This window comes from Haloarcula sp. Atlit-120R, assembly GCF_003665885.1.
In the GTDB taxonomy this organism is placed as follows: Archaea; Halobacteriota; Halobacteria; order Halobacteriales; family Haloarculaceae; genus Haloarcula; species Haloarcula taiwanensis.
Window position 1 is genome coordinate 15,050 of the sequence record NZ_QPLN01000012.1, and the last position, 24,338, is coordinate 39,387.

Annotated in this window: 27 protein-coding genes and 5 pseudogenes; 17 read left to right on the forward strand and 15 right to left on the reverse strand. The window is 56.2% G+C overall.

The features are described 5' to 3' along the window. Positions 1-47: 47 nt before the first annotated feature. Positions 48-572, reverse strand: coding sequence for a hypothetical protein (locus tag DVK01_RS20695; RefSeq protein WP_121538741.1), 525 nt, complete (start codon positions 570-572; stop codon positions 48-50). A gap of 122 nt (positions 573-694) precedes the next feature. Here DVK01_RS20695 and DVK01_RS22960 point away from each other — a divergent pair. Beyond that, a pseudogene (locus DVK01_RS22960) lies at positions 695-1,203 on the forward strand (radical SAM domain-containing protein). A 201-nt stretch (positions 1,204-1,404) separates the two neighbouring features. Here DVK01_RS22960 and DVK01_RS20705 read toward each other — a convergent pair. Beyond that, positions 1,405-1,890: a histidine kinase gene (locus tag DVK01_RS20705; RefSeq protein WP_233562830.1), complete on the reverse strand. Its 486-nt coding sequence runs from the start codon at positions 1,888-1,890 to the stop codon at positions 1,405-1,407. Positions 1,891-2,276: 386 nt separating this feature from the next. Here DVK01_RS20705 and DVK01_RS20710 point away from each other — a divergent pair, with 386 nt between their 5' ends. Further along, positions 2,277-2,957 (forward strand): IS6 family transposase, encoded by a 681-nt coding sequence (locus tag DVK01_RS20710; RefSeq protein WP_121538784.1) that lies wholly within the window; start codon positions 2,277-2,279, stop codon positions 2,955-2,957. A 178-nt stretch (positions 2,958-3,135) separates the two neighbouring features. On the opposite strand, the gene DVK01_RS20715 is transcribed toward DVK01_RS20710, so the two are convergent. Genes DVK01_RS20715 through DVK01_RS20730 form a run of 5 tightly spaced genes read right to left on the reverse strand, consistent with a single transcriptional unit; the run spans position 3,136 to position 6,527 of the window. Beyond that, positions 3,136-3,495, reverse strand: coding sequence for a hypothetical protein (locus tag DVK01_RS20715; protein WP_233562831.1), 360 nt, complete (start codon positions 3,493-3,495; stop codon positions 3,136-3,138). A 47-nt stretch (positions 3,496-3,542) separates the two neighbouring features. Next, on the reverse strand, positions 3,543-4,226 hold the full coding sequence (locus DVK01_RS22430) for a hypothetical protein (RefSeq protein WP_199722407.1): 684 nt from the start codon (positions 4,224-4,226) through the stop codon (positions 3,543-3,545). Positions 4,227-4,229: 3 nt separating this feature from the next. Then, positions 4,230-4,592, reverse strand: a complete 363-nt coding sequence (locus DVK01_RS20720) for a hypothetical protein (protein WP_121538743.1) — start codon at positions 4,590-4,592, stop codon at positions 4,230-4,232. 31 nt (positions 4,593-4,623) lie between these two features. Then, the gene (locus DVK01_RS20725; RefSeq protein ID WP_121538745.1) at positions 4,624-5,277 is read right to left on the reverse strand and encodes a hypothetical protein; all 654 of its coding nucleotides are present in this window, start codon (positions 5,275-5,277) and stop codon (positions 4,624-4,626) included. Then, a complete protein-coding gene (locus DVK01_RS20730) occupies positions 5,274-6,527 on the reverse strand; it encodes a hypothetical protein (protein WP_121538747.1) in 1,254 nt (417 codons plus the stop codon). The genes DVK01_RS20725 and DVK01_RS20730 overlap by 4 nt, the downstream gene beginning before the upstream one ends. 328 nt (positions 6,528-6,855) lie before the next feature. Between DVK01_RS20730 and DVK01_RS20735 the strand changes: the two are divergent. Continuing rightward, positions 6,856-7,005: pseudogene (locus tag DVK01_RS20735) on the forward strand (ISH3 family transposase); the annotation flags it as partial. A gap of 233 nt (positions 7,006-7,238) precedes the next feature. On the opposite strand, the gene DVK01_RS21770 reads toward DVK01_RS20735, so the two are convergent. Together DVK01_RS21770 and DVK01_RS20745 are read right to left on the reverse strand one after the other, a co-directional pair. Beyond that, a complete protein-coding gene (locus DVK01_RS21770) occupies positions 7,239-7,928 on the reverse strand; it encodes a hypothetical protein (protein WP_147435223.1) in 690 nt (229 codons plus the stop codon). 20 nt (positions 7,929-7,948) lie between these two features. Further along, positions 7,949-11,536, reverse strand: coding sequence for a VWA domain-containing protein (locus DVK01_RS20745; RefSeq protein WP_121538751.1), 3,588 nt, complete (start codon positions 11,534-11,536; stop codon positions 7,949-7,951). Positions 11,537-11,681: 145 nt separating this feature from the next. Here DVK01_RS20745 and DVK01_RS20750 point away from each other — a divergent pair, with 145 nt between their 5' ends. The 4 genes from DVK01_RS20750 to DVK01_RS20760 all read left to right on the forward strand — a co-directional run bounded on the left by DVK01_RS20750 (position 11,682) and on the right by DVK01_RS20760 (position 13,706). After that, positions 11,682-12,527: a hypothetical protein gene (locus DVK01_RS20750; protein ID WP_121538753.1), complete on the forward strand. Its 846-nt coding sequence runs from the start codon at positions 11,682-11,684 to the stop codon at positions 12,525-12,527. 169 nt (positions 12,528-12,696) lie between these two features. After that, on the forward strand, positions 12,697-13,071 hold the full coding sequence (locus tag DVK01_RS23050) for a hypothetical protein (RefSeq protein ID WP_394337682.1): 375 nt from the start codon (positions 12,697-12,699) through the stop codon (positions 13,069-13,071). Beyond that, positions 13,064-13,216 (forward strand): hypothetical protein, encoded by a 153-nt coding sequence (locus DVK01_RS22435; RefSeq protein ID WP_199722404.1) that lies wholly within the window; start codon positions 13,064-13,066, stop codon positions 13,214-13,216. The genes DVK01_RS23050 and DVK01_RS22435 overlap by 8 nt, the downstream gene beginning before the upstream one ends. Positions 13,217-13,313: 97 nt before the next feature. Beyond that, positions 13,314-13,706, forward strand: coding sequence for a DUF5684 domain-containing protein (locus DVK01_RS20760; protein ID WP_101352087.1), 393 nt, complete (start codon positions 13,314-13,316; stop codon positions 13,704-13,706). A gap of 272 nt (positions 13,707-13,978) precedes the next feature. Here DVK01_RS20760 and DVK01_RS20765 read toward each other — a convergent pair whose 3' ends face one another. The 3 genes and pseudogenes from DVK01_RS20765 to DVK01_RS22690 form a co-directional block, all read right to left on the reverse strand. Beyond that, entirely contained in the window at positions 13,979-14,974 is a 996-nt protein-coding gene (locus DVK01_RS20765) for a cytochrome d ubiquinol oxidase subunit II (RefSeq protein ID WP_121538755.1), read from the reverse strand. Continuing rightward, positions 14,967-16,415, reverse strand: coding sequence for a cytochrome ubiquinol oxidase subunit I (locus DVK01_RS20770; protein ID WP_121538757.1), 1,449 nt, complete (start codon positions 16,413-16,415; stop codon positions 14,967-14,969). The genes DVK01_RS20765 and DVK01_RS20770 overlap by 8 nt, the downstream gene beginning before the upstream one ends. Before the next feature lie 176 nt (positions 16,416-16,591). Then, a pseudogene (locus DVK01_RS22690) lies at positions 16,592-16,801 on the reverse strand (hypothetical protein); the annotation flags it as partial. A gap of 128 nt (positions 16,802-16,929) precedes the next feature. Here DVK01_RS22690 and DVK01_RS20780 point away from each other — a divergent pair. The 3 genes and pseudogenes from DVK01_RS20780 to DVK01_RS20795 form a co-directional block, all read left to right on the forward strand. Then, positions 16,930-17,997 carry a CNNM domain-containing protein gene (locus tag DVK01_RS20780; protein ID WP_199722405.1) on the forward strand — a complete coding sequence of 356 codons (1,068 nt, stop codon included), beginning with the start codon at positions 16,930-16,932 and terminating at the stop codon, positions 17,995-17,997. A gap of 719 nt (positions 17,998-18,716) precedes the next feature. Further along, positions 18,717-18,875: pseudogene (locus tag DVK01_RS22695) on the forward strand (IS5/IS1182 family transposase); the annotation flags it as partial. Further along, positions 18,866-19,153, forward strand: a pseudogene (locus DVK01_RS20795) (hypothetical protein); the annotation flags it as partial. The pseudogenes DVK01_RS22695 and DVK01_RS20795, both read left to right, overlap by 10 nt. Before the next feature lie 236 nt (positions 19,154-19,389). Here DVK01_RS20795 and DVK01_RS20800 read toward each other — a convergent pair. The 3 genes from DVK01_RS20800 to DVK01_RS20810 form a co-directional block, all read right to left on the reverse strand. Beyond that, positions 19,390-19,815: a type II toxin-antitoxin system VapC family toxin gene (locus DVK01_RS20800; RefSeq protein WP_121538762.1), complete on the reverse strand. Its 426-nt coding sequence runs from the start codon at positions 19,813-19,815 to the stop codon at positions 19,390-19,392. Next, positions 19,815-20,084 carry an AbrB/MazE/SpoVT family DNA-binding domain-containing protein gene (locus DVK01_RS20805; protein WP_121538764.1) on the reverse strand — a complete coding sequence of 90 codons (270 nt, stop codon included), beginning with the start codon at positions 20,082-20,084 and terminating at the stop codon, positions 19,815-19,817. Before DVK01_RS20805 ends, DVK01_RS20800 begins: the two co-directional genes overlap by 1 nt. Positions 20,085-20,201: 117 nt before the next feature. Then, the gene (locus DVK01_RS20810) at positions 20,202-20,588 is read right to left on the reverse strand and encodes a hypothetical protein (protein ID WP_121538766.1); all 387 of its coding nucleotides are present in this window, start codon (positions 20,586-20,588) and stop codon (positions 20,202-20,204) included. Between the two features lie 376 nt (positions 20,589-20,964). On the opposite strand from DVK01_RS20810, the gene DVK01_RS20820 reads away from it, so the two are divergent. Genes DVK01_RS20820 through DVK01_RS20850 form a run of 7 tightly spaced genes read left to right on the forward strand, consistent with a single transcriptional unit; the run spans position 20,965 to position 24,113 of the window. Next, positions 20,965-21,507, forward strand: a complete 543-nt coding sequence (locus DVK01_RS20820) for a hypothetical protein (RefSeq protein WP_233562832.1) — start codon at positions 20,965-20,967, stop codon at positions 21,505-21,507. Then, positions 21,504-22,091: a hypothetical protein gene (locus DVK01_RS20825; protein WP_121538768.1), complete on the forward strand. Its 588-nt coding sequence runs from the start codon at positions 21,504-21,506 to the stop codon at positions 22,089-22,091. Before DVK01_RS20820 ends, DVK01_RS20825 begins: the two co-directional genes overlap by 4 nt. Positions 22,092-22,097: 6 nt before the next feature. Then, positions 22,098-22,610, forward strand: a complete 513-nt coding sequence (locus DVK01_RS20830) for a hypothetical protein (protein WP_121538770.1) — start codon at positions 22,098-22,100, stop codon at positions 22,608-22,610. Then, the gene (locus DVK01_RS20835; RefSeq protein ID WP_121538772.1) at positions 22,607-22,888 is read left to right on the forward strand and encodes a hypothetical protein; all 282 of its coding nucleotides are present in this window, start codon (positions 22,607-22,609) and stop codon (positions 22,886-22,888) included. Before DVK01_RS20830 ends, DVK01_RS20835 begins: the two co-directional genes overlap by 4 nt. Before the next feature lie 36 nt (positions 22,889-22,924). Continuing rightward, on the forward strand, positions 22,925-23,368 hold the full coding sequence (locus tag DVK01_RS20840) for a hypothetical protein (RefSeq protein ID WP_121538774.1): 444 nt from the start codon (positions 22,925-22,927) through the stop codon (positions 23,366-23,368). Between the two features lie 2 nt (positions 23,369-23,370). Next, a complete protein-coding gene (locus DVK01_RS20845; RefSeq protein WP_121538776.1) occupies positions 23,371-23,829 on the forward strand; it encodes a hypothetical protein in 459 nt (152 codons plus the stop codon). Beyond that, positions 23,829-24,113 carry a hypothetical protein gene (locus DVK01_RS20850; RefSeq protein ID WP_121538778.1) on the forward strand — a complete coding sequence of 95 codons (285 nt, stop codon included), beginning with the start codon at positions 23,829-23,831 and terminating at the stop codon, positions 24,111-24,113. Before DVK01_RS20845 ends, DVK01_RS20850 begins: the two co-directional genes overlap by 1 nt. The last annotated feature ends 225 nt before the right edge of the window (positions 24,114-24,338 follow it).

The window sequence follows — 24,338 nt, forward strand, 5'->3', positions numbered from 1 at the left end:
TGGTCAGTTGTCCGGCAGTCTTGTCGCTGTGTCGTGGCCATCGTTTGTTATTGTTGGATGAAATTGATTGCTGCCCCAATCAGTTCGTCTCGGTCCTCAACAGTCAACCCATCAGGTGCGAGTGCGTGGTACAGCACCCTAAGTGACTCAAGTGATGTGTATGGGCCAGAAATATGAACTAAGTGAGGGAAGTCCGGCAAATCATTACGTATCGGTGACTCCTCCTTCCAATAGCCAGTCACGGGACCAAGCTTGCACTCAATATACGTGGTCCCACTAGAATTAGCAAGGAGTTCAGCATCAGCTTGGTTTTCAACGATAACCTCCTCACCATTATTTACGGAGCGCGTGAACTGCAATAGATCGGATATATTATCGGGATGTTCTGAGGCGTGTTCCTCAAGTGTAGTCACAAAGTCATGGGCTTCAGCGTCAGTATACCAGAAGCACTCATAGTGGTCATCAATATTCTTTGCATGGATGGCAGTATCACCTGCCCGCCACTCAGCCTCTGTATGGGTTGGATTGCCTGCCGATCTGGGGATATCGACCTCGTACTCTAAGACCACCATTATGCTATACCATGTCAATTGTTATCAATAGAATAAAAATCTATCTCCTGTCAATCTTCAGATATCCCCCTAATTTTGGCACTACACTCGTCAGGGCGATGGAACCGAACGCCCCGCCACCGATGACTCGCTGGCAGGCGTTAGACGAACTCCAGCAGGCCGGTGTGTCAGTGTTCATCTCGATGTCACCACATACCCGACGATGGGCGAAGACGACTTTCACGAGCTACTCAGCTACGTTAGAGCGCTTGGTGAGGTTGTGGTCTTCCACGAACCAATCAATCCCCGTGGCGCGAACTTCTAGCAGTGTCTCACCGCCGCCAAAGAAGCCGGCTACGACGACGTTGTCACCGAACTCCAGCAAATGCAGGACAGCCACCAGTACTGGGTCAAGTACGCCCTCGAACAGTTGAATACAGTCCAGCAGGTGGCAACGCGCTTCGACGGCCTCGAAGTGCATTCTTGGCCTGATGATGAGCTGGTGCGCTCGACGAGCGGCCAACTGCGGTCGAAACTCACGGCGATGCAAGAGGCTGTTTCTCCAGAGTCGCTCACTACACGTGAGACAGATACCTCGCCTGAACAGTCCGAGTTAGCCCGGGACGGTGGGTCAATCGAGCATCTCATCTGACTGCCTATCAGGCACCGCGTCAGGGTCCAGCGGGTTGACGTCGGAGCCGACACCGTCGCAAGCCGACTATCAGCACGTCGCGGCGACAGTGTAGCTACCTCCCAATTCGGCCCATCGTTTGTTACCCAAGTAGCTCCTGAAACCACTGCTCAGTAAGCGTGCAAAGGGACACTGCTCTGGAGAAGGGCGAGTAACAGAGACTCAGCGCAGGTAGTGGTAACTCACCCCAAGAACGAGCCCAAACACGAGGTGCGTCAGCAGGCCCATCACGGCGAGGTTCGGCAACGGCGGAGGGTTGGGGAAGCCGACGGCCGACAGCCACAACGGCATGACGACGCCGGCGGCAACGATCCAGAGGGCCGCGCCGTACCCGAGACCAAAACCGACAACGCCGCCGACTGACTCCCCGACGGTTGCCAGTCGAGGTTGTGTCAGCGCCGCAGCGAAGACGACGCCGAACACCGCGCTGATCGACATGTGGACGGCCCAGCCAACGAACCCGCCGGACAGGCCGACCAGTGCTGGGATCGCGTTCTCGATGACAGGCGGCATCAACAGCGAAAACAGCACGCCCATCACGAGTCCGCCGATGAGTCCCGCTTCCACGCCGTGTTGCCACGACTGGCTGTCTCGTACCGCGTTGGTCTGTTCGATGCCCTGCGTTCCCCGCGGTGTTTCTTGTGCCATTTGAACCACGAAATCTTCATCGTGGCCAACCGGCATAAGGCGTGTAGATCGTTCAAAACCGCATCTCGTGCCATCGTCCAGATTACCGAGTATAGTCTGGCCAATGCGATTCCGACAGTACTCAATTACTGCACCTGTCGCGGACATCGAAACGTGTCATTTCCACACGGTAGGTTCAGCATCCTGTGGTTGACCCGGAAAAAGGGGGTATTCTGTGCCGAGTATCATGGACTGAGCGGTTACGTTGGTCTCTAATTGTGATCGGGTTTACTGACTATGCGCCCTGTATTCAGTAGCTGATGTCTGATAGATTTGATAGATGTTTCTCCTGGCACTGTCTAGTTGAGCGAGTTTGAGAAGCGAGGAGGTCGTAGCGAGAAGTGTTCATGCCACTCGCAGACCTCCTCAGAGAAACGTTAGATAAGGACAGCCAAGACGTTTGGGAGAATGAGCGCACCCCGACACCCGTCCGGCGGTTTGGGGTGCGTCTCCATACTGCGGGGCTGTCGATCAGGGAGACGGTTGCTATTTTAGACCTACTGGGTGTCGATCGTTCTCACGGTGCTGTCTGGAATTGGGTGCATACACTGTCTGAGGAACAGAGCGACCCGCCGACGGCGGAGCCGTCGCGGGTCGCGGTCGATGAGAAACAAATCGAGATAGACGGCGAAAAGAAGTGGTTGTACGCCGCTGTCGACACCGAATCAAAGCTGCTTCTCGAAGTTGACGTGTTCAGCCGCCGCGGGACTGACCCCGCGGCGGCGTTCCTGCACCGGCTCACTCAGAAACATGATGTTGCCGATACAGTGTTTCTCGTTGATGCTGGCGGCTATCTGACTGCCCTCTCACGTCACGATTTGAGCGGTCGGCTTGACTATCGAATCCGGAACCACATCGAAAAATGGTTCCAGACTGTGACCATGCGAATCGACCGCTTCCATTCCTTCTGGAGGGGCAGTCAATCCAGCGCGAAACAGTGGTTAAGACGCTTCAGACACCACTACAACCACGAACGACCGAACCAAGCTCTTGATGGAAAAACGCCAGCTGAGAAGATCCGGAGCTAGACAGTGCCGGATAGGTAAAGCAGCCGCAGCGTGTTTATATCAAAGCGATAACTCCGCGCTGTCACTGACTCAGGACAAGCATCATCGCTGGAGAGTCCATATCGTATTCTAAGTCTGCAGGATTACACTACGTCGAACCCTCGCTAAGGACACTGTCACTCGCGGCCTTCGTCACTACTTACAGCAGCTTCGCTTCGATGTACTGGTCGATATTCTCATTGTCGTCGAGTTCGTTCAGCGTATCCAGCGCTCCTTCCATCGAGTCGAGGTCCTCGGCCGTGAAATCGTCCTGCTGGGCGACGCGGCCGAGACTAAGCAAGAGTTCGAACTTACTCACGGTGGTGTCGAGATTCATGACCCTCGTGACGACGTTTTCATCGTCCGCGTCATCGAGTCGCACGAACGACGGCGGAATCCGTTCGTCGAGCAGCGCACTCATCATCGGGTCGCGCTCGGTCGCGTCGGGGACCGAGTCGTCGACTTTCCCAGCCCGCCGTAGTGCCGTCGGCTTGACGCCGTTTGGCACCCGAGAGGGCACCGCCGAGTCGGCGGCGTCGACCAGCCGTCTGAGCTTCGATGATCTACTCAGCCGAGTTCACGGTACGACGGTAGCCCAATGTGTTGGGCAGCAGTTCGACAATCTTTGTCCCAGTCTACGATGTCGTTGTGGCAGACCAGTAGAACCGAGCCGTCGTCTAACTCATCAACGTGCCAGGCGGGAGTCGATAAAACAGTTTCTCGACCGTACTCCTCAACCATCGCCGGTGGAAGGATGGTTAACCACGGAAGATACGTAAACCGGCTATTGGCGACTGATTCAGCCGTAATAGGTGGCTTCCGCAAGTCGAGCGGTGTATCGGGAGTAGTGCTATAGACGGCTATAGGGCGTTCCTCGGTGGTCGTGTAACAGAACTTGAGAATATCGAGCAGTTCCCGAAGCGGTTCATCGGACCCAACGTCCAGGGGGTGATCGGCACCGCCTTTCAGATATTGGAGATCCTTAACGGTGAATTGAATTGTCGGAAAGTCGTCAAAGTCGACACTTCTACGTGTAGTCTCGTGAGCAATTTCACTCTCTTCAAGTGGCCAATGCTCTAGTATATCATTGTACTTTTCAATCCCGACTGCTCCGAATTTTTGAGGTTTTATCACTAGGTGTCCCAACTCAATAGCGTCCCATTCATTCAACGCTTCCCGAAGTTTGTCCAAGATCACTTGGGCTTGCCCTGTGGGATAGACGAATTCGATATATAGATACTCCACAGTCACTAGTTAGCTCAAACTGAGGAACGTTTCAAGAGAGGTGGAATTTTGCTCCCACTCCCCGGGGACAGTTTGATAATTGCGGAGTTCGACTAGATCGGCCCCTCCTGACCGCTGGCTCACTGGGCCGAGAGTCCCGATCCGGATGTCAACATCAGCTGGGACTTCAATGACGCGAACGGTGATAGCGCTATCCGTTGGCAAGGCATACTCATCGCGGATATCTGGCTCCGAAACTGTCGAATCGAACTGGTCTCGTCGGTGGAGCCAGCAGTCGCCAGGTAGATTGTTGGGCTGGAACTGGAGGTACTCTGTCGCGTCGCTGGTCGTCCCCTCCATGACGATTGAGTCATCGGCGTATGGATTTGGCATTGGAGTATAGCTGTTTACGGGATGCGTGCCGTCACCACAAGCCAGTGTCGATGACTTCCCGGTCGAAGCGCTCACCAGTCACGGGATCGAGTCGATAGCGATGGTCGGTGGTGCGGTTCTCCGCTGTTCGCTCATACAGCTCGCCGTCTTCGACGAAGATGATCCCGCGGCGTTCGTCAGCGTCCGACCGCCAGCGTTCGGTTCCGTCAGTCTCGAAGGCATAGAGGTCGTGGGTGGCCTGTTTACACCGCAGAAAGATGGCATCTTCGAATTCAACAACCCGGGAGACCTCACCGCTGAGTTCGACAATTTCGTCTCCGATAGGGAAGTGATTTCGCGACCAGTGATCCCTGATCGTCCCGGTTCCGGGGTCAAACTCGATGTTTCCGCTCGTATGTCCAGTCAAAAAGCGATCCTGAACAGTCCACAAGTAGCCATGATAGCCGTCTTCATCGCTGGCGTCTACCGGTTCAATTACCCACTTGAGCTCACCAGTAGGAGTCAGCGCGACCACGTTTCGTCCCGGGTCGTCGATTTTGAAATCGTACTCCTTTAGAGGCTTGTTTTGATTGACCAGGCGTAGGATAACCTCTTCTTCGGACACGATCGAATCATCGATGGGATATTGAAAGCGAATTTCTTTCCCATTGATCGAGACACGGTCCCATCCAATATCGAGGTTCATAGCGTCTCACCGCTCAAGAACTCATCAGTATCCCACTGTCCGTCCTTGTTGGCAGGGAGATCGTCGAGTTTGAGTTCACTACTTTCGTCCATCATATCGTCTCCACGGATCTCGTACTGAATCCCTCCACCATCGTTGCCGAAGTTCTCACCGGCTTCACTGATACGTACGTTGGTTCCTTCATCGACATCAAGCCTGGTAACCTTGTCGGCGTCGCCGGGAAGCGCGTATCGGTCGACAATGTCCGCCGGCGCGACACTGTCGTCGCTGCGCAACCGATCGATATCGTCGGCGTCGGTCACCCAGGGTCCGGCCTCGTGGTTGTTTCTTTCCGGATCCCAGAACCGATACACTGTGAGTGAATCGTCGGCTTTCCCGTCGATGACGATGGTGTTGTCATCATACGGGTCGCGCGGGTTGTCGTACCACGACGAATAGTATGGATCTGAATCCACGTCGATGTCGGAAGCGGGTTTGAATTCGCTGATCGAGACGTCATCGCTGACAGAGTCAGACTGCTTGAGAGCTGTTCTAACCGCACTCGTGGAGATGTCCGGGTGGCCTGCAGCGCGGACCCAGGATTTCCGAAGATCATCGTCATCGAGGATGCGGCGGAACTGCCGGGCGTCGTCTTCATCAAGCCCGCCGTATTTCCGAGTTGCGCGGGATAGCTCGTCGATTTCAACATCGCTGTCACGGAGTGTCCTTCTGAGTGTGTTGTCGTCGAGTTCGTCGACGAGTTTGACGCCAGCACCGTCAGTCTCAGCGATGAGTTGCTTGGCCCGGCGTTGCCGAGTACCGTCAAGTTCGTCGACTTTCCGGACAACTCGCTTGAGTTGCTTGTTGGAAGCAACACTATCGCTGTTGGCTGCTTGAATGACTGCCCGATCATATGCGTCGTCTACATCACCGGAGCCATCCGCGATGAGCCGCACTGTCTGCGGGTCAGCGCTGGAAGCTTCTGCAACATCGCTGGCACGTACATTGTCGCCGTTTTTCCAAGCCTTATATAAGTCCGCCCGCGCCGCTTCGTCGAGATCATCGCTCAAGAACGCCGCCTGCTGGCCGTCGTCCATCCGACGCAGCATCCGTGAGACCTGCTTGGGATTGTTCTCGGCCATCAGCTTCCCGGCGGCCTCCAGTTCCGACGGGGAGCGACCGCCAAGGTCGGCATCTCGGAAGTATCGGGCTGAGAGCTTCCGTTGCTTGGTATTCAGATCGTATACCTTCTGAGGCGTTTTGTCGGCCACATAGCGACGTGTCCGAACCACCTTCCCGACCGTCCGTGAGTTACGTAGTGAGTATCGCGCGAACGGGCGCTTTGCTTGATCAACGCCAAATGAAACTACACGGCCAGCGCTCCGTGCCGGGAGTTCGCTCGCGTATTTCACTTGTCTGGCTGCGGTGACCGACTTCCCTAAGTAGCGAGTGTTTTCGATTTTATCTATCGCGCGTGTAACTCTGCTTAATTAACAGAAATTTAAAACGGATGAAAACTTCGGTTAGCAGTCGTAGGTTCAGTACCTCACAAAGCCCGTTAGTTGAGAAGTCTACTTGATGAAGTGTGACCAAACACCAATGGCGACGCCCCGCCGTGGCGGGCGTCGCCTCTGGTCTTGGTCGTTCGAGGAGTTCATCAACATGCTGTGTCGGGCAGCGTGGACGGCCCTCGCGGTGCGTCGGGCCGTCCCCGCGAACCGGCCACCGGACGATCGGTTCTACCGATAATCACTGACCGAGGACGCCGCCTCGTGAGTGGCAACGCTGCCGCGTCGACGGCTGATCGCCGCCGACAGCGGCAACCCCCCTTCTATTAGCGTTCTTCGACCACTGCCGACGGCTCATCCCAATAGAACAGGCGACTCAGGGTAGGTTAACTGGCGATGCTTTGTGAGGTACTGAGACTCTCCCTTTGTCCGAACCGTTTGTCGGGTCTTTTCGAAAGCACTATTCAGATTTCGCTAAATTGTATCTGATTTCCAATTACCTCTGGTAATTATTGCTTCAATCACCTCGGGAAATTGCTCTTGTTTGAATTTGGCTCGTGCATCAAGAGATGTCCGCCTGATACGTTCCCGGTCACCGTTTTCGGGACCTAATCCGGCGGAGTCAGCCAGTTCGACGGCGATGAGAGAAAAGTCATCGAACCCGTCCTCCATCTGCCATCCAAGATCGTTGTCGATGGTCGCATATTGTTCGGCGGCAAGGGAATAGGATTCATTATAGTTATTAAAACCAGCCACGAGCTGGAAGTCACCAATAATCTCGTAGCCCAATCCAATCTCAGCGGGATCGTGAAAAAGAGTATCTCTGACATCGGTCATGATAGCAACTCCTTGTTCACAGTGACGCTGGCATCGGTCGCCACAGTCAGCTAACCGGAAACAGAGGCTGCCAAGAAGGAACTCTCTCAATGCCTGTGTAAAAAATAATTTATTTGCGGTTGACGCATCTGGTGGACGATTATCATCGGGTAACGGAAACGACTCTGCCATTCCAATCCGAGATGCTGCTACATAAAAGGAGCCTGCTGTTTCAAGATCATCTAATTCTCGGGCTCGACGTGCTGCTCGGCGATACTCTCCGTAAGCTGAAGACAAGTCCGTATTTGTATTGTCACCATCGCCTTCTTTTTTATCAATACCAGTCATGTGTAGTGGGTAGGATCTCGTTAGTCATCTGAATAAATAGGTTTATCTGGATATCCTTTTGGGTCGAGGAACTTGTTCTTAAGCTCATTATATGAATTATAGATTGCGGTTGTGCTTATGGTATATATACCATTATTACGTTTATAAGTTCGGACAGTGTATATTTGGCCGTTGACTTGCTTAATATAGACACGGTGACGCCCATTTTGATATATTTCAGAGGGGTTCTCAATAACCTCTCTGATGTCATTATAGTTATTTATATGACTTCCGTCATCCCGAATAGGGTGGTTATCGCTACGATCGATTTCGATTTTATCACTGAGTGGGTCCTCAACGATTTCCGTAGCAGCGATGATCATACCATTTGAGCCGATCCATAGTCCGATTTCACCCTGGCCGTTCGGATTATCACCAATGACAACCGTGTATTCACCATGCTGTTCGATAGCATTCGGCTGGCGCAGGATCTCCCCAACATCATCTTGATCATTGATCCTGGGCGTTCGCTTGATGTAGTCCCACCCGTACCCGCGTTGTTCACCAGCAGGGGCTGGCTCCTCGTACACTGCACCTCTTGGAAGACGGATAGGAAGTGAGACGCCGTTGTCTTGATACAGCGACACAGCAGCTAGCTCATTTGTGTCCCACTTACGCTCGACTTTGGTCGCAGGCAGTGTATTAGCGTAGCTCTGCTTCGTGTACCGGCCCTGTGCGCTGCCAGTTGTCTCAGCAATCAATGCATAGTTCGCGACTCCAGTTGCAGCAGCACCTGAAACGACAAGACCAGCAGAACTGACGCTAATCCCTGTCGCTGTTGCACCATATTTAATCCCTGCGGCTGCTCCAGTACCCGCGTAGATCACAGGGGTCGTCTGTGTCGCTCTGACCACAGCCGATATGTCGACGTTACCGTTCTCTATATCATGGTTTACAACTGCGGGATTACCATTGGAATCAATAACAATTACCCTGACAAAGCTCGGTGTGAAGATACCGCCCCTATCCCCGAACGCTGGTGTGATAGTAACTTCACCGTCTTGGCCTACCGAAAAGTCGTCCTGTGTGTATGTCTTATTGTTCCATGAATCGCCCAACACTGGGGCCTCAATATACTGTCGTACCCTAATCTCATTGATACTCCCTGCTGAGCCAGTCGGTCTTGCAACAATCTCCAAGTCATTTGCTGTGCTTGGCTGACCAAATGATCGGAGATAATTGATCGACGTCGTAAAGTTGAATTCTGGTGGAAGCGTCGTTTCAGTAGGTGCTGGATCAACCAAGTCATTTAGTCCGTCGCCGGAAGTATCGATATCTCTTGGATCTGTTCCGATTGCCTGTTCTGCACCATCATTGAGGCCATCGCCGTCAGTGTCGACCTGCCTTGGATTGGCGAGATGGTTGTAATAGGAGGCGGTCCTGCCACGATAACTGACTTCCGTGTACTGGCCGATTTCTCTGCTGTCGGAGAGGCCGTCACCGTCGGTGTCAGCGCTCTTCGGATCTGTCGTGACGCGATCCCCATTGGGTCCACCTAGTATGACCCCCTCGCGTTCCATCTCGTCACTCAGGCCGTCACCGTCGGTATCGTTGATCTCGGTCGTGGTATTTGCGACACGCCAAAAGACCTCAGGGAGGTCACCAGCCTCCTCAACTATGTACGATTCGCCTCCTGTTGTTGTGGCGATATCGGATAATTTGTCGCTACTCGCACTCTCAAATCCGATGGTGTAGATAGTGATATTCTCTTCAGCTGCAATTTCTGCTTCCTGCGGACCACCCGGCCCACGCCCATCAGTTAGGAATATCAGTATCTCCGACGTGGATTCGTTACTATTCTGGGCTGTGTACTCGATACCGTCTTTCAAAGAAGACCCGATCTTGGTTCCAGTCCCCCACCCGTACGGTTCCAAGCTACTGATCGAGTCGTTAGCTGTCTGGTGGTCCGTCGTGTACGGCTGGACGACCTCGGCATATCCGGCAAATTCCAAGACAGCAACACGATCAACATCTAAGAGCCCTCCGACGAAGCGTTGGGCGGATTGTTGTGCGTAGCCGTTCGGATCAGTATTATCCATCGACCCAGACGTATCGATAAGCAGCGTCGTATCGACAGGCTTGACACCATCGTCGTCGGTCTGTCGCACTGGCTCAGTTGCGTTGTACGTCGTCGCCCAGTTGGAAATGTCAAAGACCGCAAACGTAGAGAAGTGGGTCGTCTCTGCAGTGGCCGTGTTGTTAGTGGCGTCGACGGTGGAGTTCAGCGGCACGAAAATCCCCGCCTCGGGATCGTATGTGAACACGGCGAGGTCCTGACTCTCATTTTCCACCCCGGTCTCGTTGTATGCCAGGGTAACGTTAGCCGACGAGAATTCTTGCTCGGAGTTGAGTTCAATCACTGGCGAGGCACTCATATTCCCCACACGGGACGTGTTGAACCGTGGGTCGTCTTGTGGGGCGATGGTCGTCCCATTGCCGATATCACCGTTGCCAGTCAGGCTCAGTGTGACTCCGAGCGTCTCGTTGGCCGCCGTCGTGGTATAGCTCTCTTCACCGTCACTGACGCCGTTGTCGTTGCTATCGGCGACGAGTGGGTCTGTTCCGAGGCGAACTTCCTCGCCGTCTGGAAGGCCATCACTATCTGTATCCGCTTTGAGCGGGTCGGTTCCAAGCTGGTGTACCTCTGTCCCATCCAGCAGGCCGTCACCGTCCGTATCTGGATTGTTGGTAAGGGTTCCTTCGACGGTCTCGTTGTAGATGCTCAGTGAGTCGTTATCTGGATCGGCAGCGCCGTCCTGCACGCCGTCATCATTCGTGTCGGGGTCGGTCGGATCAACGCTCTGGAGCCGTGATTCGACCCCATCAGTGAGTCCGTCACCGTCTGTATCGTTGCTTCGGGGGTCAGTACCGAGTCGGTATTCGCGATACGCTGGCAGCGTATCATTGTCCCAGTCTTCTGCGCCGTCAATCACAGCATCCCCGTCAGAGTCTGCTACCTTGGGGTCGGTCTTCGTGACGTGTCGCTCGTAGGCATCCGGAAGTCCATCGCCATCAGTGTCATTCGAGGGCGTCGAGCGCGTGGCGACGAAGAGCCACTGGATATCCCCGACATCGGTTCGGTTGTCACCCGTGTAATCATACGCACTCCAGTTGGCACCGGCTGCTGTGGATCCCAAGTGACGTGATAGGGCGTCAACGTCGACGATATTGACAGCTCCATCGCCGTTGACGTCTTCGTAGAGTCCGTCGCCATCTGGATCAGTAGGCTGGTTATCACCGACAAGTGGGTACGGGTGAGAGTCGTTGTCCCGGGGCGCTAACTGCTCAATGGCAGTTGCATTCGGCTCGGTTGAGCCATTCCAGCTGGTCGAAAGTGGTCCGGTCGCCTGGTTCCCGGCCGTTGAGGCGGGTGTTTGCGGTTGTGTACGTGTTGGCTCGTTTCCGGCCGTGGTAACAGCCTGGTTTCCAGCACTTGTACCAAGGGTATCATTGCCGGCCGTCTGCAACGGGCCAGCCCCGGTACCGGTCATCATTCCCGAGACCGGACCGACAGTCACTAATAGTAATACTCCAAATAACGCTTGTAATTTTGTCGTTGAACTTGCCATATAAACCCCCACCAGAGGTAGTATTGTGAATTTGAATCAGTAACCAGAATACTTAATCCTACTTATTGAGACAGTATATTTAATGAGGAAGCTTGCGACAGTATTCGGCCTTTGTATAGCAGTATCCCTCTGGGCGGGGATCGCGATGGGGGCGGGAACGACCAGTGTCGTGGTCCAGCCTTCGACTGACACTGTTACGGTTGGAAACACAACCACTGTTGATATCGTAGTCACGTCGACCACAGACGGGGTTGGTTCACTGGATCTCGATATTGCAAGCACCAACGGATCGGTTGCAACAGTCTCGAACACGTCTGTTGCTGGAAATCCAGAAACAGTCCAGTCTGCCGAGGAGGCGAACGGCGTCCGCATTGCGGCGACTGGAATGGATACCGCCGACAGTGGCTCGATATCTGTTGTCTCAGTCACGCTCACCGGCAAGGCTGTCGGGACGAGCGATGTGGATCTGACCGTTGCAGCCGTCGGTGACGAATCCGGGACCGCATACAATGTCACCAGCGTCCGCGATGGAACACTGACAGTCGAGTCCGGAGAGAACACAACGGAGACACCAACACGGACTCCAACTTCAACGGAGACACCAACAGAAACGCCTACCGAGGAGGACTCGTCGAGTTCCGGTGGCAGTAATGATGACGGTGATAATGATGGCGGTGATGACGATGATGGTAGCGACTCCAGCGGCAGTGACTCTGGTGACACAGTAACAGCGACGGACACACCGACAGTAACGGAACCGACGCCCGGTGACACCCCAACAACGGCCATGGAAACTGAACACTCGACCGAGACAGACACCAAGCAATCAACCTCAACCCAGACCAGCAGTGGTGGGCCAGCAATCACACCGTCTCAGACCGCGGCCACAGACACTGTCGAGCCGTCTGGCGGCTCACCCACGAATCTGCTTATTGTCGGGAGCATGATCGTCGCTGTTCTCGGTGGGATCATCATCTATCGTCGGTTGTAGAAGCGAGTCCAAGACACACGAGACATTCTCACCTCGCTGACCGGCTCAATTGGATGGCGTCTATAGCCTCCATGTGAAGAGGTACTGGCAACTTCCCCACCGTCGATGATCTCGTTCGGTTACCATCGGATCGTCGATTCCGTCTTTCGATGCGACGCTCATCAGAGCCATGGAACTGAACGCCCCGCCACCGATGACGCGCTGGCAGGCGTTAGACGAACTCCAGCAGGCCGGTGTGTCCGTGTTCGTCTCGATGTCACCAACGTATCCGACGATGAGCGAAGACGACGTTCACGAGCTACTAAGCTATGTTAGAGCACTCGGGGCAGGTCGTCGGTTCTGGCAGCTCCCCATCCTCGGTTGCCTCGAACCAATCGCCGATACAGTGCCAGCGCTGTTCGTAACCGGGACAGTACGGCGAGCCCGTGCCCCAGCGTTGTGTCGGGAGGTCGAGACCCTGGCTAACACTTATTTCCGAAGACAGGCAATTTTTGCGTGGACGGACCACTGTCACACGCTCCATCCATCCCCTTTCCATGCCTGATGACACGCGAAGTCTCGGTCGCTGTCCAAACTGCGACGAGCGTATCACAACTCCGTGGCTGCTGGTTGAATACGAGAAAGACGATGGGACAGACGGAATCTGGGCCGAGTGTCCAATGTGTGAAGATGTCGTTGCGCCGGAGTAGCTGTTTATTAGTCAATACTATCGTCCGACAGAGACAGTGTCCAAGCACGCCTATAAGATTCACCACTTTTTTACTAAATCAGTAAACCACTACTGATATGGTTCCCCTCGAGGTGTTAGTTACCCCCCTCCAAAGCAGTGATGCCGGTGGTATTGTGCTCCTCCTGTTCAACCTACTGATTGCTGGCATCCAGATTGCCGGGATGTGGATGGTATTCAAGAAAGCTGGTCATGCAGGGTGGAAGGCAATCATTCCGCTATACAACCTCTATATCATGCTTCGGATCGGGGAGAATGCATGGTGGTGGTTGCTCCTCATATTTATTCCGGTGATAAATCTATACGCGCTGTATAAGATTCATGCTGGAGTAGCTCGAGCGTTTGGGAGAGGTATCGGGTTTGGGCTTGGGCTCACCTTCCTTGGTATCCTCTTCTTCCCACTGCTGGGCTTTGGCGATTATCAGCATCGTCAGTCTGGTGGGCTCGCATAATCTCAGAAGCTGAGACCGGCGTTCTCAATGTATATCGAACTATCTTCCTTTGATGGCCCCAACTGGAGATCTGCTCGACAAACTGCAACAGAATGCAGTCTGTAGCAGTCCAAGCCGATACGCTTAGTCGCGTTCCAGTTGGCGGCACTGGTGATGTGTGACACCGAGAGTGATACACTATCGCGGGGATGTGCTTCCATCATCCCGTACACACCCACGATCCGAGAGTCACCAGTACTGAGCGGAGAATGGCACGACGAGAGGTTGTGAGGTTATCCCCCGTAGCCCTCGCCCTTGATTGGGCCGCTAAACACGCCGTAGAGGAATTTGAAGTACCACAGTACCAGCAGCAGGACCGGAAACCCGAGGACGGTCACGAGGTTCAGCGCTAGTGGCGACACGACCGCTTCTCTGACCAACAATCCGGTCGGCGGGTAAATCGTCGGGTACAGCAGCATTGCGACCAAGATCGTCAACAGTGTGGGCAGCGCTAGCGCGCTCGCGAGCCAGGCTCGGTACCGGCCGCGTCTGGCCAGTACGCTCCCGCCCAGCCCAACGGTGACCGAGAGAGCGACGACTGCAGTGACGGGCAACGAGAGCACCGCGTCGGCAGCGCCACCCGCATCGGTCAGGACGACGGTTCCCAGCAGCACGACCACACCGCCAAGGTACGCCAGTGTCGCACCGATGCCGTACGCTCGCAGTTCCGATGCCAGACCGGGCTCGGTCTTGGCTGCGAGGAACGCCGCCCCCGTGGCTATCGAGACGGCGACTAGGCCGACGCCAGTCAACGCCACTGGTAGCGTCGCCTCGCCGAACAGCCAGCGACCCGCGAGCATCCCCAACAGGAGCGGCGCGAACACGCTCCCGCTGATGAACGCGTAGTCGGTGTAGCGCTTCCAGCGCTCGTCGTCGCGCTGCTCGCGGAGCTCCGGACCGAGACCGCGAAACACCAACGCGACGACGAATCCGAGCGCGAGCAGATAGTTGTCCGCCAGCAGGCGCGAGTACACGCGCGGGAACGCCGCTAGCAGCATCGTCCCGAAGGCGACGACCCACACCTCGTTCGCGTCCCAGACCGGTCCGAACGCCGCCAGGAACGTCTCTCGCTCGCGTTCGTCCGTCCGGGTCGCGTAAAGCATCCCGATACCGAAGTCGAACCCGTCGAGGACAACGTACATCCCCAACGCGAACAGCACGGCGCCGAACCAGATCTCCGGCAGGGACTCGACGAGGTACGCGTCGACGGGCAACAGCGTGTCAGTCATCGCTACTCACCCACGGAATCGGGCCGTGCCACCGGCCGCCACTCGACTCCCGGACGCCGAGTGACCGGAGTTCCTCCCGGACCAGCCACTTCAGGATGTACAGTGCAGTCAGCATCAGCCCGACGTAGAGTACGACGAACCCGACCAGAGTCAGTGTCGCCTCGGCCCCGGTGAGCGTCGATGACACCGCCTCGCTCGTCTTGAGCTCGTCCTGGATGACCCACGGCTGCCGGCCGATCTCGGTGACGTACCAGCCGGTGAGCAACGCAGCGTAGCCGAACGGTGATGCAGCGATCATCGCCTTCAGGTAGCGTGTGCTGTCGGCCAACCGGCCTCGGTACATGAGGAACCCGCCCCAGAGCGCGAGCCCGATGAACAGGAACCCGAGCCCCACCATGAAACGGAACGACCAGAACACGAGTGCTACGGGGGGGTTCTCCTTGTACTCGTTCAGTCCGATGACCTCGGCGTCAAAGTCCCCGCCACTGGCGAGGAACGACCCAACCGCGGGGAGGCTTACGGTGACGAGATTCTCGGCACGCGGATCGGTGAGTGCCTCAGGTGACTTCGGAAACGCGAGCAGGTGTAGATCGGCCTGCCCCGTCTCGTAGTGTGCCTCCATCGCGGCAAACTTCTGTGGCTGGGTGTCCTCAACGTGGCGGCCGTAGGCGTCGCCGTGGATCGCCTGGAATGGTGCGGAGACGATCAGGAGTACGACAGCCAACTTGAGTGCGGTGTTCCAGGCTTCAGCATCGGGCTTTTTCCAGACGATGTACGCCGAGACGCCTGCGACCAGCAGTGCGACCGAGATCACCGACGCGTTCATCATATGGACGTACATCCATGGCATTCTCGGGGTGAAGAACGCGGCGAACGGGTCGGTTAGTTTGGCGATTTCCATCCCGTTGCGGGTGACCATCTCGTAGCCTCGTGGGGTCTGCATCCAGGCGTTGACGATCAAGATCCAGAACCCCGACAGCCAGGCACCGAAGCCGACGAGTACCGACGAGATGACGTAGGTCCGATCCTTGACGCGATCGCGGCCGTACAGCAACACGCCGAGGAAGACGGCCTCTAAGAAGAACGCCATCTTCGCTTCGAAGGCCAGCGGGCCGCCGATCAGTTCACCGGCTACCTCGGCGAACTGTGGGAAGTTTGTGCCGAACTGGAAGCTCATCGGAATCCCGGTGACTGTACCCATCACGAAGCCGGCGCCGAAAACCTTCACCCAGAACGAGCGCAATCGCGTATACCGCTGCTCGTTCGTCCGCACGTCTTTCCAGGTAAAGTAGACGATAAACGGTGCAAGCCCGATCGAAAGGGACGCGAAGATGATGTGAACGGAAATTGTCCATCCGAACTGCGTACGGCTCGCGAGTTCTGGAGGGAGGAATGCTGCCAATACTGGATCGACAGCACTCAATAGTGTGATTGGACCCATTCACCTTACGCTATGGCACAATAGCTTATGAGTAGCCTCACGGTTCCCACTTTGGAGCATTCACCACAACAGTATTGTATTATTAGAACCGTACTGCTTGTACACCTCAATCGCCGTATCAGTATACGATAGCTGATAGATAGAGTTGACCGCTCCCAGCGATGATCATCACAACGCCGGCGATTGCCGTGTGGGTTCAGTGGGTCCCCAGACTCGTAGTCAAGGCACTCACACAGCACTGACAATATGTTCCGAGCCGACTGCGTTGTAACTGACGGCGTCGGGTCCAATATCTTCGCCGCGTTATCGAGACTAAGGAACACAGCTTCGCCTGTATCGGAATTGCGGAGTTGCTTCCAGCGCCGGAGTGGCCGGATGGCATCGTTGAAGCGTTCATAAAACAATCACGGGGACTGGTTTCGCCAAACTCCGGATTGAAACAGCCGCCCAGAGAGTACGTTTACTGATCTTGAACTGCGCACTACTTTCTGTCTGGTATTGGTACGGCGGGATGATGGAGCCGCTTGAGATTGGATTACGGATTCTCGGTGGTATCATTCTCATCGGGGTGAACGCGTATTTCGTCGCGATCGAGTTCGCGCTGACCCGTGTCAGACAGTATTCCAAATCGGAGTTCGATACGCCCGGGCTTGAGCTTGCCTGGGAAATGACCACTGATCTGGAGTTTTACTTAACCACTTGCCAGGTCTGGATCTCCGCAACCAGTATCGCTCTCGGGATTATCGCCGAACCTGGACTAGCGGCTCTGATCGAACCGGTGTTCGAGAACACCACGTTCGCATCGGTCGGGGCTGGCTCGTTACTCGGCTTTCTTATTATCAACTTAGTCCACCTCACACACGGGGAACAGACGCCTACCTACCTTGGTGTCGAACGCTCCAAACAGGTCGCCCGGTATGGGTCACGGCCGCTGTACTGGTTTGCCAAGATACTCGCTCCAGCTATCTGGGTCGGTGATTCGGTTGCAAAGGCAACACTGGGCCTGTTCGGCATCGAGATGACTCAGGCATGGACAGAAACCGAAACAGAAGTCATCGAAACCCGCGCTGACCTTCGGAACCGGCTTGGATCGGTACTCGAAGAGGGTGAATTGCCTGCAGAGCGCCGTGAAGAGATTATGAACGCGTTGACGATTGGTGAACAGTCGGTGAGAGAGGTCATGGTCCCCACCGAAGAAATCATAGCCATATCAACGGAGGATTCAGCTGAAGCGAACTTCGCAAAGCTCGAGGAGCACCCTCATACACGGTATCCACTAATCGGTGAGGATTTGACTGAGTTCCATGGGATCGTCTACAGTCCAGCTCTGTTCAGCCATCGTGAGGAACTCGCCAGTGGCAACGGTGCGTTCACTGAACTGGCGGCACCGACGATGACGCTTTCGCCCGATACCGATGTGAGCGACGCGATCGATCAGTTCCAGACAGAGCGACAAGAGATGGCTCTCATCATCGAAGACGGCGAGGTTATTGGACTGGTGACCGTCACTGACCTGCTGGAAACGATCATTGGTGATATCGAAGATCCGCTTGACCAAGGCAGCTCTAACGTACTCGAGTGAAAAATACCGAGCCATCAAAAAACAATTCCTCGTTAAGATGTACATCAGTGGACTCGCTATTTCTAACTGGTGCCGGAACCATCTTATGAGGCTGGCGTATTTTTCCCGGAGCGGGCTACAGATTGAGCAGATCGGACTGGTAGACATTCCACCTGTACCAATCGTTCATCGATGACTGCAACAAGGTTGCGAACGTTTCTATGACACGCTGAAAGAAGTCGCTATATGACACCGATCGGTCAATCGGTAGTGCCAACTCACCACTAACAGGTTCTATGGGGAGAAATTCCTGTTTGTGCGGAAATAGCACTACTATTTAGATCGTTAGAGAGTACAGCTGAAGGCAGTATTCTATCTTTTGTAATTTCGAGACCCCGATGATGCCGGCGCCGCTGCGCCGGGACGAGCCGGTCGGGCTCGACGAACTGCGCGCCTTCGGTGACGAGATTACCAGCCTCTCGGAACTCACGAAGAAACAGGAGGTGAGGATGTCATGAGTGAACTCCAGTTCGAGGAGCAAGCCGTCGAAGACAAGTTTCAAACGTTCATACAGACACTCACAGACTCCGAGACATATCGCGAATTCGCCGAGGCGAGCGAAGCACTTGATTAGGACTCGGAAGCTACAGCGTTACTCCGCGAATTTGACCAGAAACAGGAACAAATGGCCTTGTTGAAATCCTCAGAAGGTAACGAGTTCACCCACTGATGGGTGATTGATGGACGACCTTCCGAAATCCGAACTCCTTCGATTTGTCGAACGAGCATTCGAGTTGGCACAACAAGTGGTTGCTCGCTACTCGTCAAAATACTCCAAACGGCGATTTACCCGCCCTCAACACGTGGTCTTGCTTTGTCTCAAGGTGAAAAAGACGACCTGCAGACCGCCCTCACCGCCGAACTCGGGAAGGAACCCCATCGCCAGACAATCAAGCGCGTCTGGGAGAAGCTCATCGAGATCGGCGGTGGCGACATCGTCGAGAAAACGCGGCAGGTCGGCCGGGACCAGACCAAAACCGAGCTCCTCGCGATGGATATGGCAACCGCCGAAGGACTACTTGAGAAACGCTACGTCGGCCTCGATCTGCTGGAGAACAGCGACCACAAAGCCGCGACGGGTGGCGTCACACCCGTTGTGGTGGAGTCATCGCCCTAACCCTGTGACACGCACCGAATAGAACGACAATCGCCACTGAACCGACGCTGTCGGACGCGGTGGCACATGCCCTGCCGCCGCTGACGCCGCTGTCTGCTAGCTGCAGGAGCCGGGAGCGACCCCCTGTTTTCAGGAGTGTAGTGAGTAATCGTAACACGAACGGAGCGACCACGGCGATCCAGTCGTTCACAACGGGTGTGACGGCAAAGTTGGATCAAGCGCCGCCTAACAATTCACTAGAACGGATTATCCGCCGTCTCCAGTCGAGTGATATCCGCAATCACGTCAAAGTCATCATCGAACGAATACAAATAGTCAACCCCCTCTCGCTGCATGTACGCGGCAATGGTTGCGTCACCAAGGGAGAGCCCGTCGTACGTTTCGAACAGATCAAGAGCGTTGGTAAAGTCCTTCTGTGCCGCCTGGCGGACCTCAAACCCAGCGGACTGATTGAGCCGCTCATACGTCTCGACAGCCTTCTGCTGGCGCTTTCGATTGTGTATCCAATTGAGCGTTTCGAGGGCAACGTAGTTTGTTACATGTCCTGTCGGTAAGTCGCCGTGATCCATCCCACGGACGATCTCCATCGCGGTGTCGTGGTGCTGGTCATCGGCATCTGCCATCCCAATGAGAACACCTGTATCCACTACTGCAACTGCCATCAGTTGTCCCCTGGAAGGCCAGACTCATCCTCATGTCCAGCGAGGTCGTGCGTCTCTTGCCCATCGCCACCCATCGAGACGGGCTCAAAGTCATCAAACGCACCGTAGTGTTGCTTGACAACCTCTACGACGAGCGTCCCATCATCGTCAGTGTCCCAGCGGAGTTTATCGCCAGGTTCGATATCGAGCCGGCGACGCAGCGATGCCGGGATCGTAACCATCCCCCGGTCGCTAACCTTTGTCTCTTCAGGAGCGTCGTCTGCTGCCATACTCGGTAGTACCGCTGCGTACGTCATACATGTTGCGCCACATGTACCTCCGGATGAGCACTAATTGAGAGATATTCCCTCCATAGCAGCCAGAACCGACGATAACGAGCCCACCAGTCACGCTAGCAGTCGGTCATCACGAGCGGACGGAGACACCAAACGATACTCAATGCGGCCGTCGCCGAGATATTCCGCATTGTACCCGAACTCTCCGGTAATCCCACGGTCATGACGGATGTCGGAGGGCAGGCACCACTGAATGTCCGTTTGGACGTCGATGGGATCGATGTCGAACTGTCCCGGTGGGTTGTCACTATCGCTGTAATCTTGGTCGATAAACAGCGTGACAGTCAGTGCGCCATCCTCAACACCGCCAAGCTGCAGTCGGCACGTGTCTTCCATATCAAGCCCCGCACGGGACACCCAGTCAGCGTCAATGCTCAAATACAGTGAAACCTGGCCCCGTAGGATAATGTCCCGCCCCAGAATCGCTGTCTGTGACATATGACTTCATTGGCAACATTCTAGAATAAAGCCATCGGCTCAGGTGGCAGTCAACTCTTACATAGCTCTTACAGCATCTTACAGCAGCGTTTCAGGCACTGACAGCATCGTACAGACTCTTGTAATTTTCCTAGGGGATTTATTCGGCCATCGCGACTCCCGTCGCGTCCGTAGTCTAGCTTCGGACAGTACCCCTACCCATGCGCGAACACGACCCCGGCGACCGACAATCGCCGGCCAACGCGGCCAAGCCCGCGTATCAACCGTATCGAACCGAATGGCACAGGGTCGACACCCGTCGACGCGTGCGAACACGGCATGAGATTGCCGGCGCGAGTCGGGACCTCACAGCAACCCTGATCGCTGGAGGTGGCGTGTGAGCCTCATCGAAGTCGACAACGCGCGCCGGTCGGACCTCTCGGTGGTGGGCTGGCTCGGTATCGGGCTCGCCGTCACCGGACTGGCCTACGCCGGCTGGACGCTGATGACTGCGGCAACTGTCGGCGGCGGCATCGTCGACGGACTGGTCGTCGGCGTCGGTGCTGCCCTGCTGGGCGGCTATGTGGCCTATGAGGTTGCCACGCCGGAGGTAGATGGCTCGTGCGACCACTGTGGCGACCGGATTGTCAACCACTCCGGCCGGGACAGCTTTGACGAGCATACCGTCGTCCACTGCAGTTCGGGCCCGCGGCGGGGCCGACTCGGGCCGCTGTCGGTGGTGATGCTCCGACGACAAGCGGCCTTCTACTACTGTTCTGGCGATTGCGCTGATGCCGATGCTGACCGACGGCGGCTGCAGAGTCCGTCGAGGGTTGACGACTCGACTGCAGCTGCCCGGTTGGCGGCGACCGACGGCGGCACGGACCAGACAGACAACCAGGGCGTTCCCCAGCCCGAAACCGGGGATTCAGACCTATGATAGGACTATTCTCGACTGACAAGAACAGTTCACGACCGATTGCGCTGCTGCTGGCTGGCCTTATCTGTGCCAGCATGGCCGTCGCTGGCGTTGGCGGCGCGGCCGCAGCGACGACCGAGACCGCGACAGCGACGGAGACTTCCACCTCGGACACGCTGGCGGACAAGACCGTCGCAGTGGACAACCAGACCCAGCAGGTCTACCTCGAAGTGACCAACACCAGCGGGCAGAGCGTCGATTACACTGTCTATGGCGTGTCTGACGGCATCACTACGCAGGTTGACTCCGGGCAGGTGTCGGCAGCCGACGGCGAGACCACGGAGAAGACATTCGCCGTTGACTCGTCGGAGTACGACAGCTACCGTATCCTCGTCGAAGAGGACGGGACCGACAGCGACTCCGAATCAGCGGAGTCCATCGAGATCGGCGAGATCGTCCAGCAGGAATCGGGCGGCAGTGGCATCTTCGGCGGTGGCGGGGATGGCCTGCTGACGCCGGTGAACATCCTCATTGCAGCGCTGCTGGGGGCGGCGGCGTTCCTACTGGGGCTGTTCGACCCGATCAAGCGCCGGATTGCGGGGTGAGACGGGATGAACCAGACCGGTGCTGATGGCGGAGGCAGCGATGATCCGAGTCTTAGCCTCGGTGACGGCAGCGGACAGGAGTCACTGAGCGGCATCACGACCTTCCTTCAGAATGGCGGAGACGCGGGTAAAGTGCTGTCTGCGTCGATTATCGGCCTGATTGTGTCGCCAGTTGTCGCAGTCATCGACGTGGTGAACGCAGTGGCGAACTTCTTTGCCCAGCCGTTCAACAACGCGGGCGATGCGATTGGGTCATTGCTGACTGGGCTCTTCGAGGCTCCCGGGAATCTGCTGATTGCTGGTGCGGATGTCTCGGAAACCGTCCTGCGTTCGATTCTGGGCGAGACGTTGGCCGGACTGTTCGCGTTCCCAGTGACTGTCGGGCTGGTGATGATCGGGCTGTACGCAGTCGTGCGCTATCTCCGTGAGGACGAGACTGGCGATGTGCTGCCGGGCCTGCCTATCGACGTGCCAACGGATATCTTCGGCGTCGAAGAGGAGGAGACGATAGACGAATGACGGCTCGCCAGCTTGACTTGCTGGGAGTGGTTGTATTGCTGTTTGGGTTCGTTGTGGTGGTCCCGACTGCCGACTTCAGTGCCGCCATTGCAACCCTCATCGTTCGTCCATTCGCGACGAATCCTGTGCTGTCGGCAGGCATCGTCGCTGCTGCCAGCAGCGCTTGGTTGATTGCCTCGTTTATCCGATTAGAGCGGTCTGGTCCGCCCATGCCGCCGATGTCGGTGCCAGAGTGGCTGGCAGACCGCCTAACTGAGGAGGAGACGGTCGACGAATGACGGCTCGCCAGCCCCACAACTCGGAGGTCGCTGCCGATGGCTGATGACTCGGGGCTGACGGGCTTGATTAATAACGCCGACTCCAACTCGGAGTTTGAAGATTACCGCATCGTCGATACGGCGAACCCGGTCAACTGGACTCGCGTCGGCGCGTCGATACTCCTGTCGACGGTCGCGACGGTGTACATCGGCCTTCGGAGGTACATCGACGAGCTGTTCGGCATCCCCGAGCGGCTCATCGAGGGCGCAACGTCGTTCGTCGGGGAAGTGTCGACCGGCGAGACGCCGACGGGATCGGGCGTGCTGGGTGAGCTGTTCGTCCCGATTCTGAAGTGGTATCAAAAGGACCTCTGGGCCAGCAGCGTCGAACAGTTCGGGCTCTGGGGCTACCTCGTTGCAGTGGGGTTCACCCTGTTGACGCTGTTCGTCGTCGTGCGCGGCCTTCGAGAGGGAGCCCAACGGCTTTCCGGGGGTGACTGACAGTGTCACAGTCATCCAACGGCGGCGGCGATGGCCCTGCCCTCCCGCCGTCGCTGAAAGCATTCGCGTCCTCTCCGACCGGCTTCATTCTGGGGCTCATCTTGACGCCGCTGCTGAACGGCGTCGAGGGAGTCGTTGAGAAAGTCCTCTGGGCCATCAACTACGTGTTTTTCGGCGATTCGCGGTCATCGACAGTTGGTGACCTCGGGCTCGTGGATGTGCCGGTCGTCATCGCGACGACGCTCATCGACGCTGGGTCCGCAATCGGTGAGCCAGTGCTCAGTGTCATCGGTTCTGGTGTCCAGTTGCTAATCGACTTTTTCAACTGGACGGGACCGGCGGGACTGCTGGGCGCGGCGATTGTGTTCGCGATTGTCGTGGTCGCGTACTCGACGTACCTGCGGACAGCCATCGAGATTGCGCTGGACTTCATCCCCGGTGGAGGTGCCTTCATCAACTGATGTCGCTCAAAGAGTTTCTCACCCACCCAGCAAGTGCGGCAACGGCAACGGCGACGACACTGTTCGGGGCATTCCAGTTCGACGTGCTGGCGGTGCTACTGCAGTGGGGCTGGGCGAACCTCGGACAGTTGTTCTACGGGGCGACGTTGTTGGTCAGCTCCACGCCGGTCCTGCCGATCACGCAGGCGACGGCCTCGAAGTTCGTCGCTGGGCTGGCGGCGCTGTTGTTGCTGAAACTGCTGCTGAAAGCTCGCGAACAGATTGACAACCGAACGGACGGCTAAACTCATGATTCAGAACGAACACATCAAGCGGACGTATCGAGCAAGAACGGCGGACAGCGTGGAGGTGAGCCGATGCCAGACGTGACGACGGCAACGGTGACCGGCTGGGCCATCATCGGGATGGTGTTCTACGTGATCGGCGAGTACACGTCGGTGCTGACAAAGACAGCCTACCCGATCAAGTGGTTCAAAGGCCGCCCGGCCCGGCTGACGACGGGACTGGTG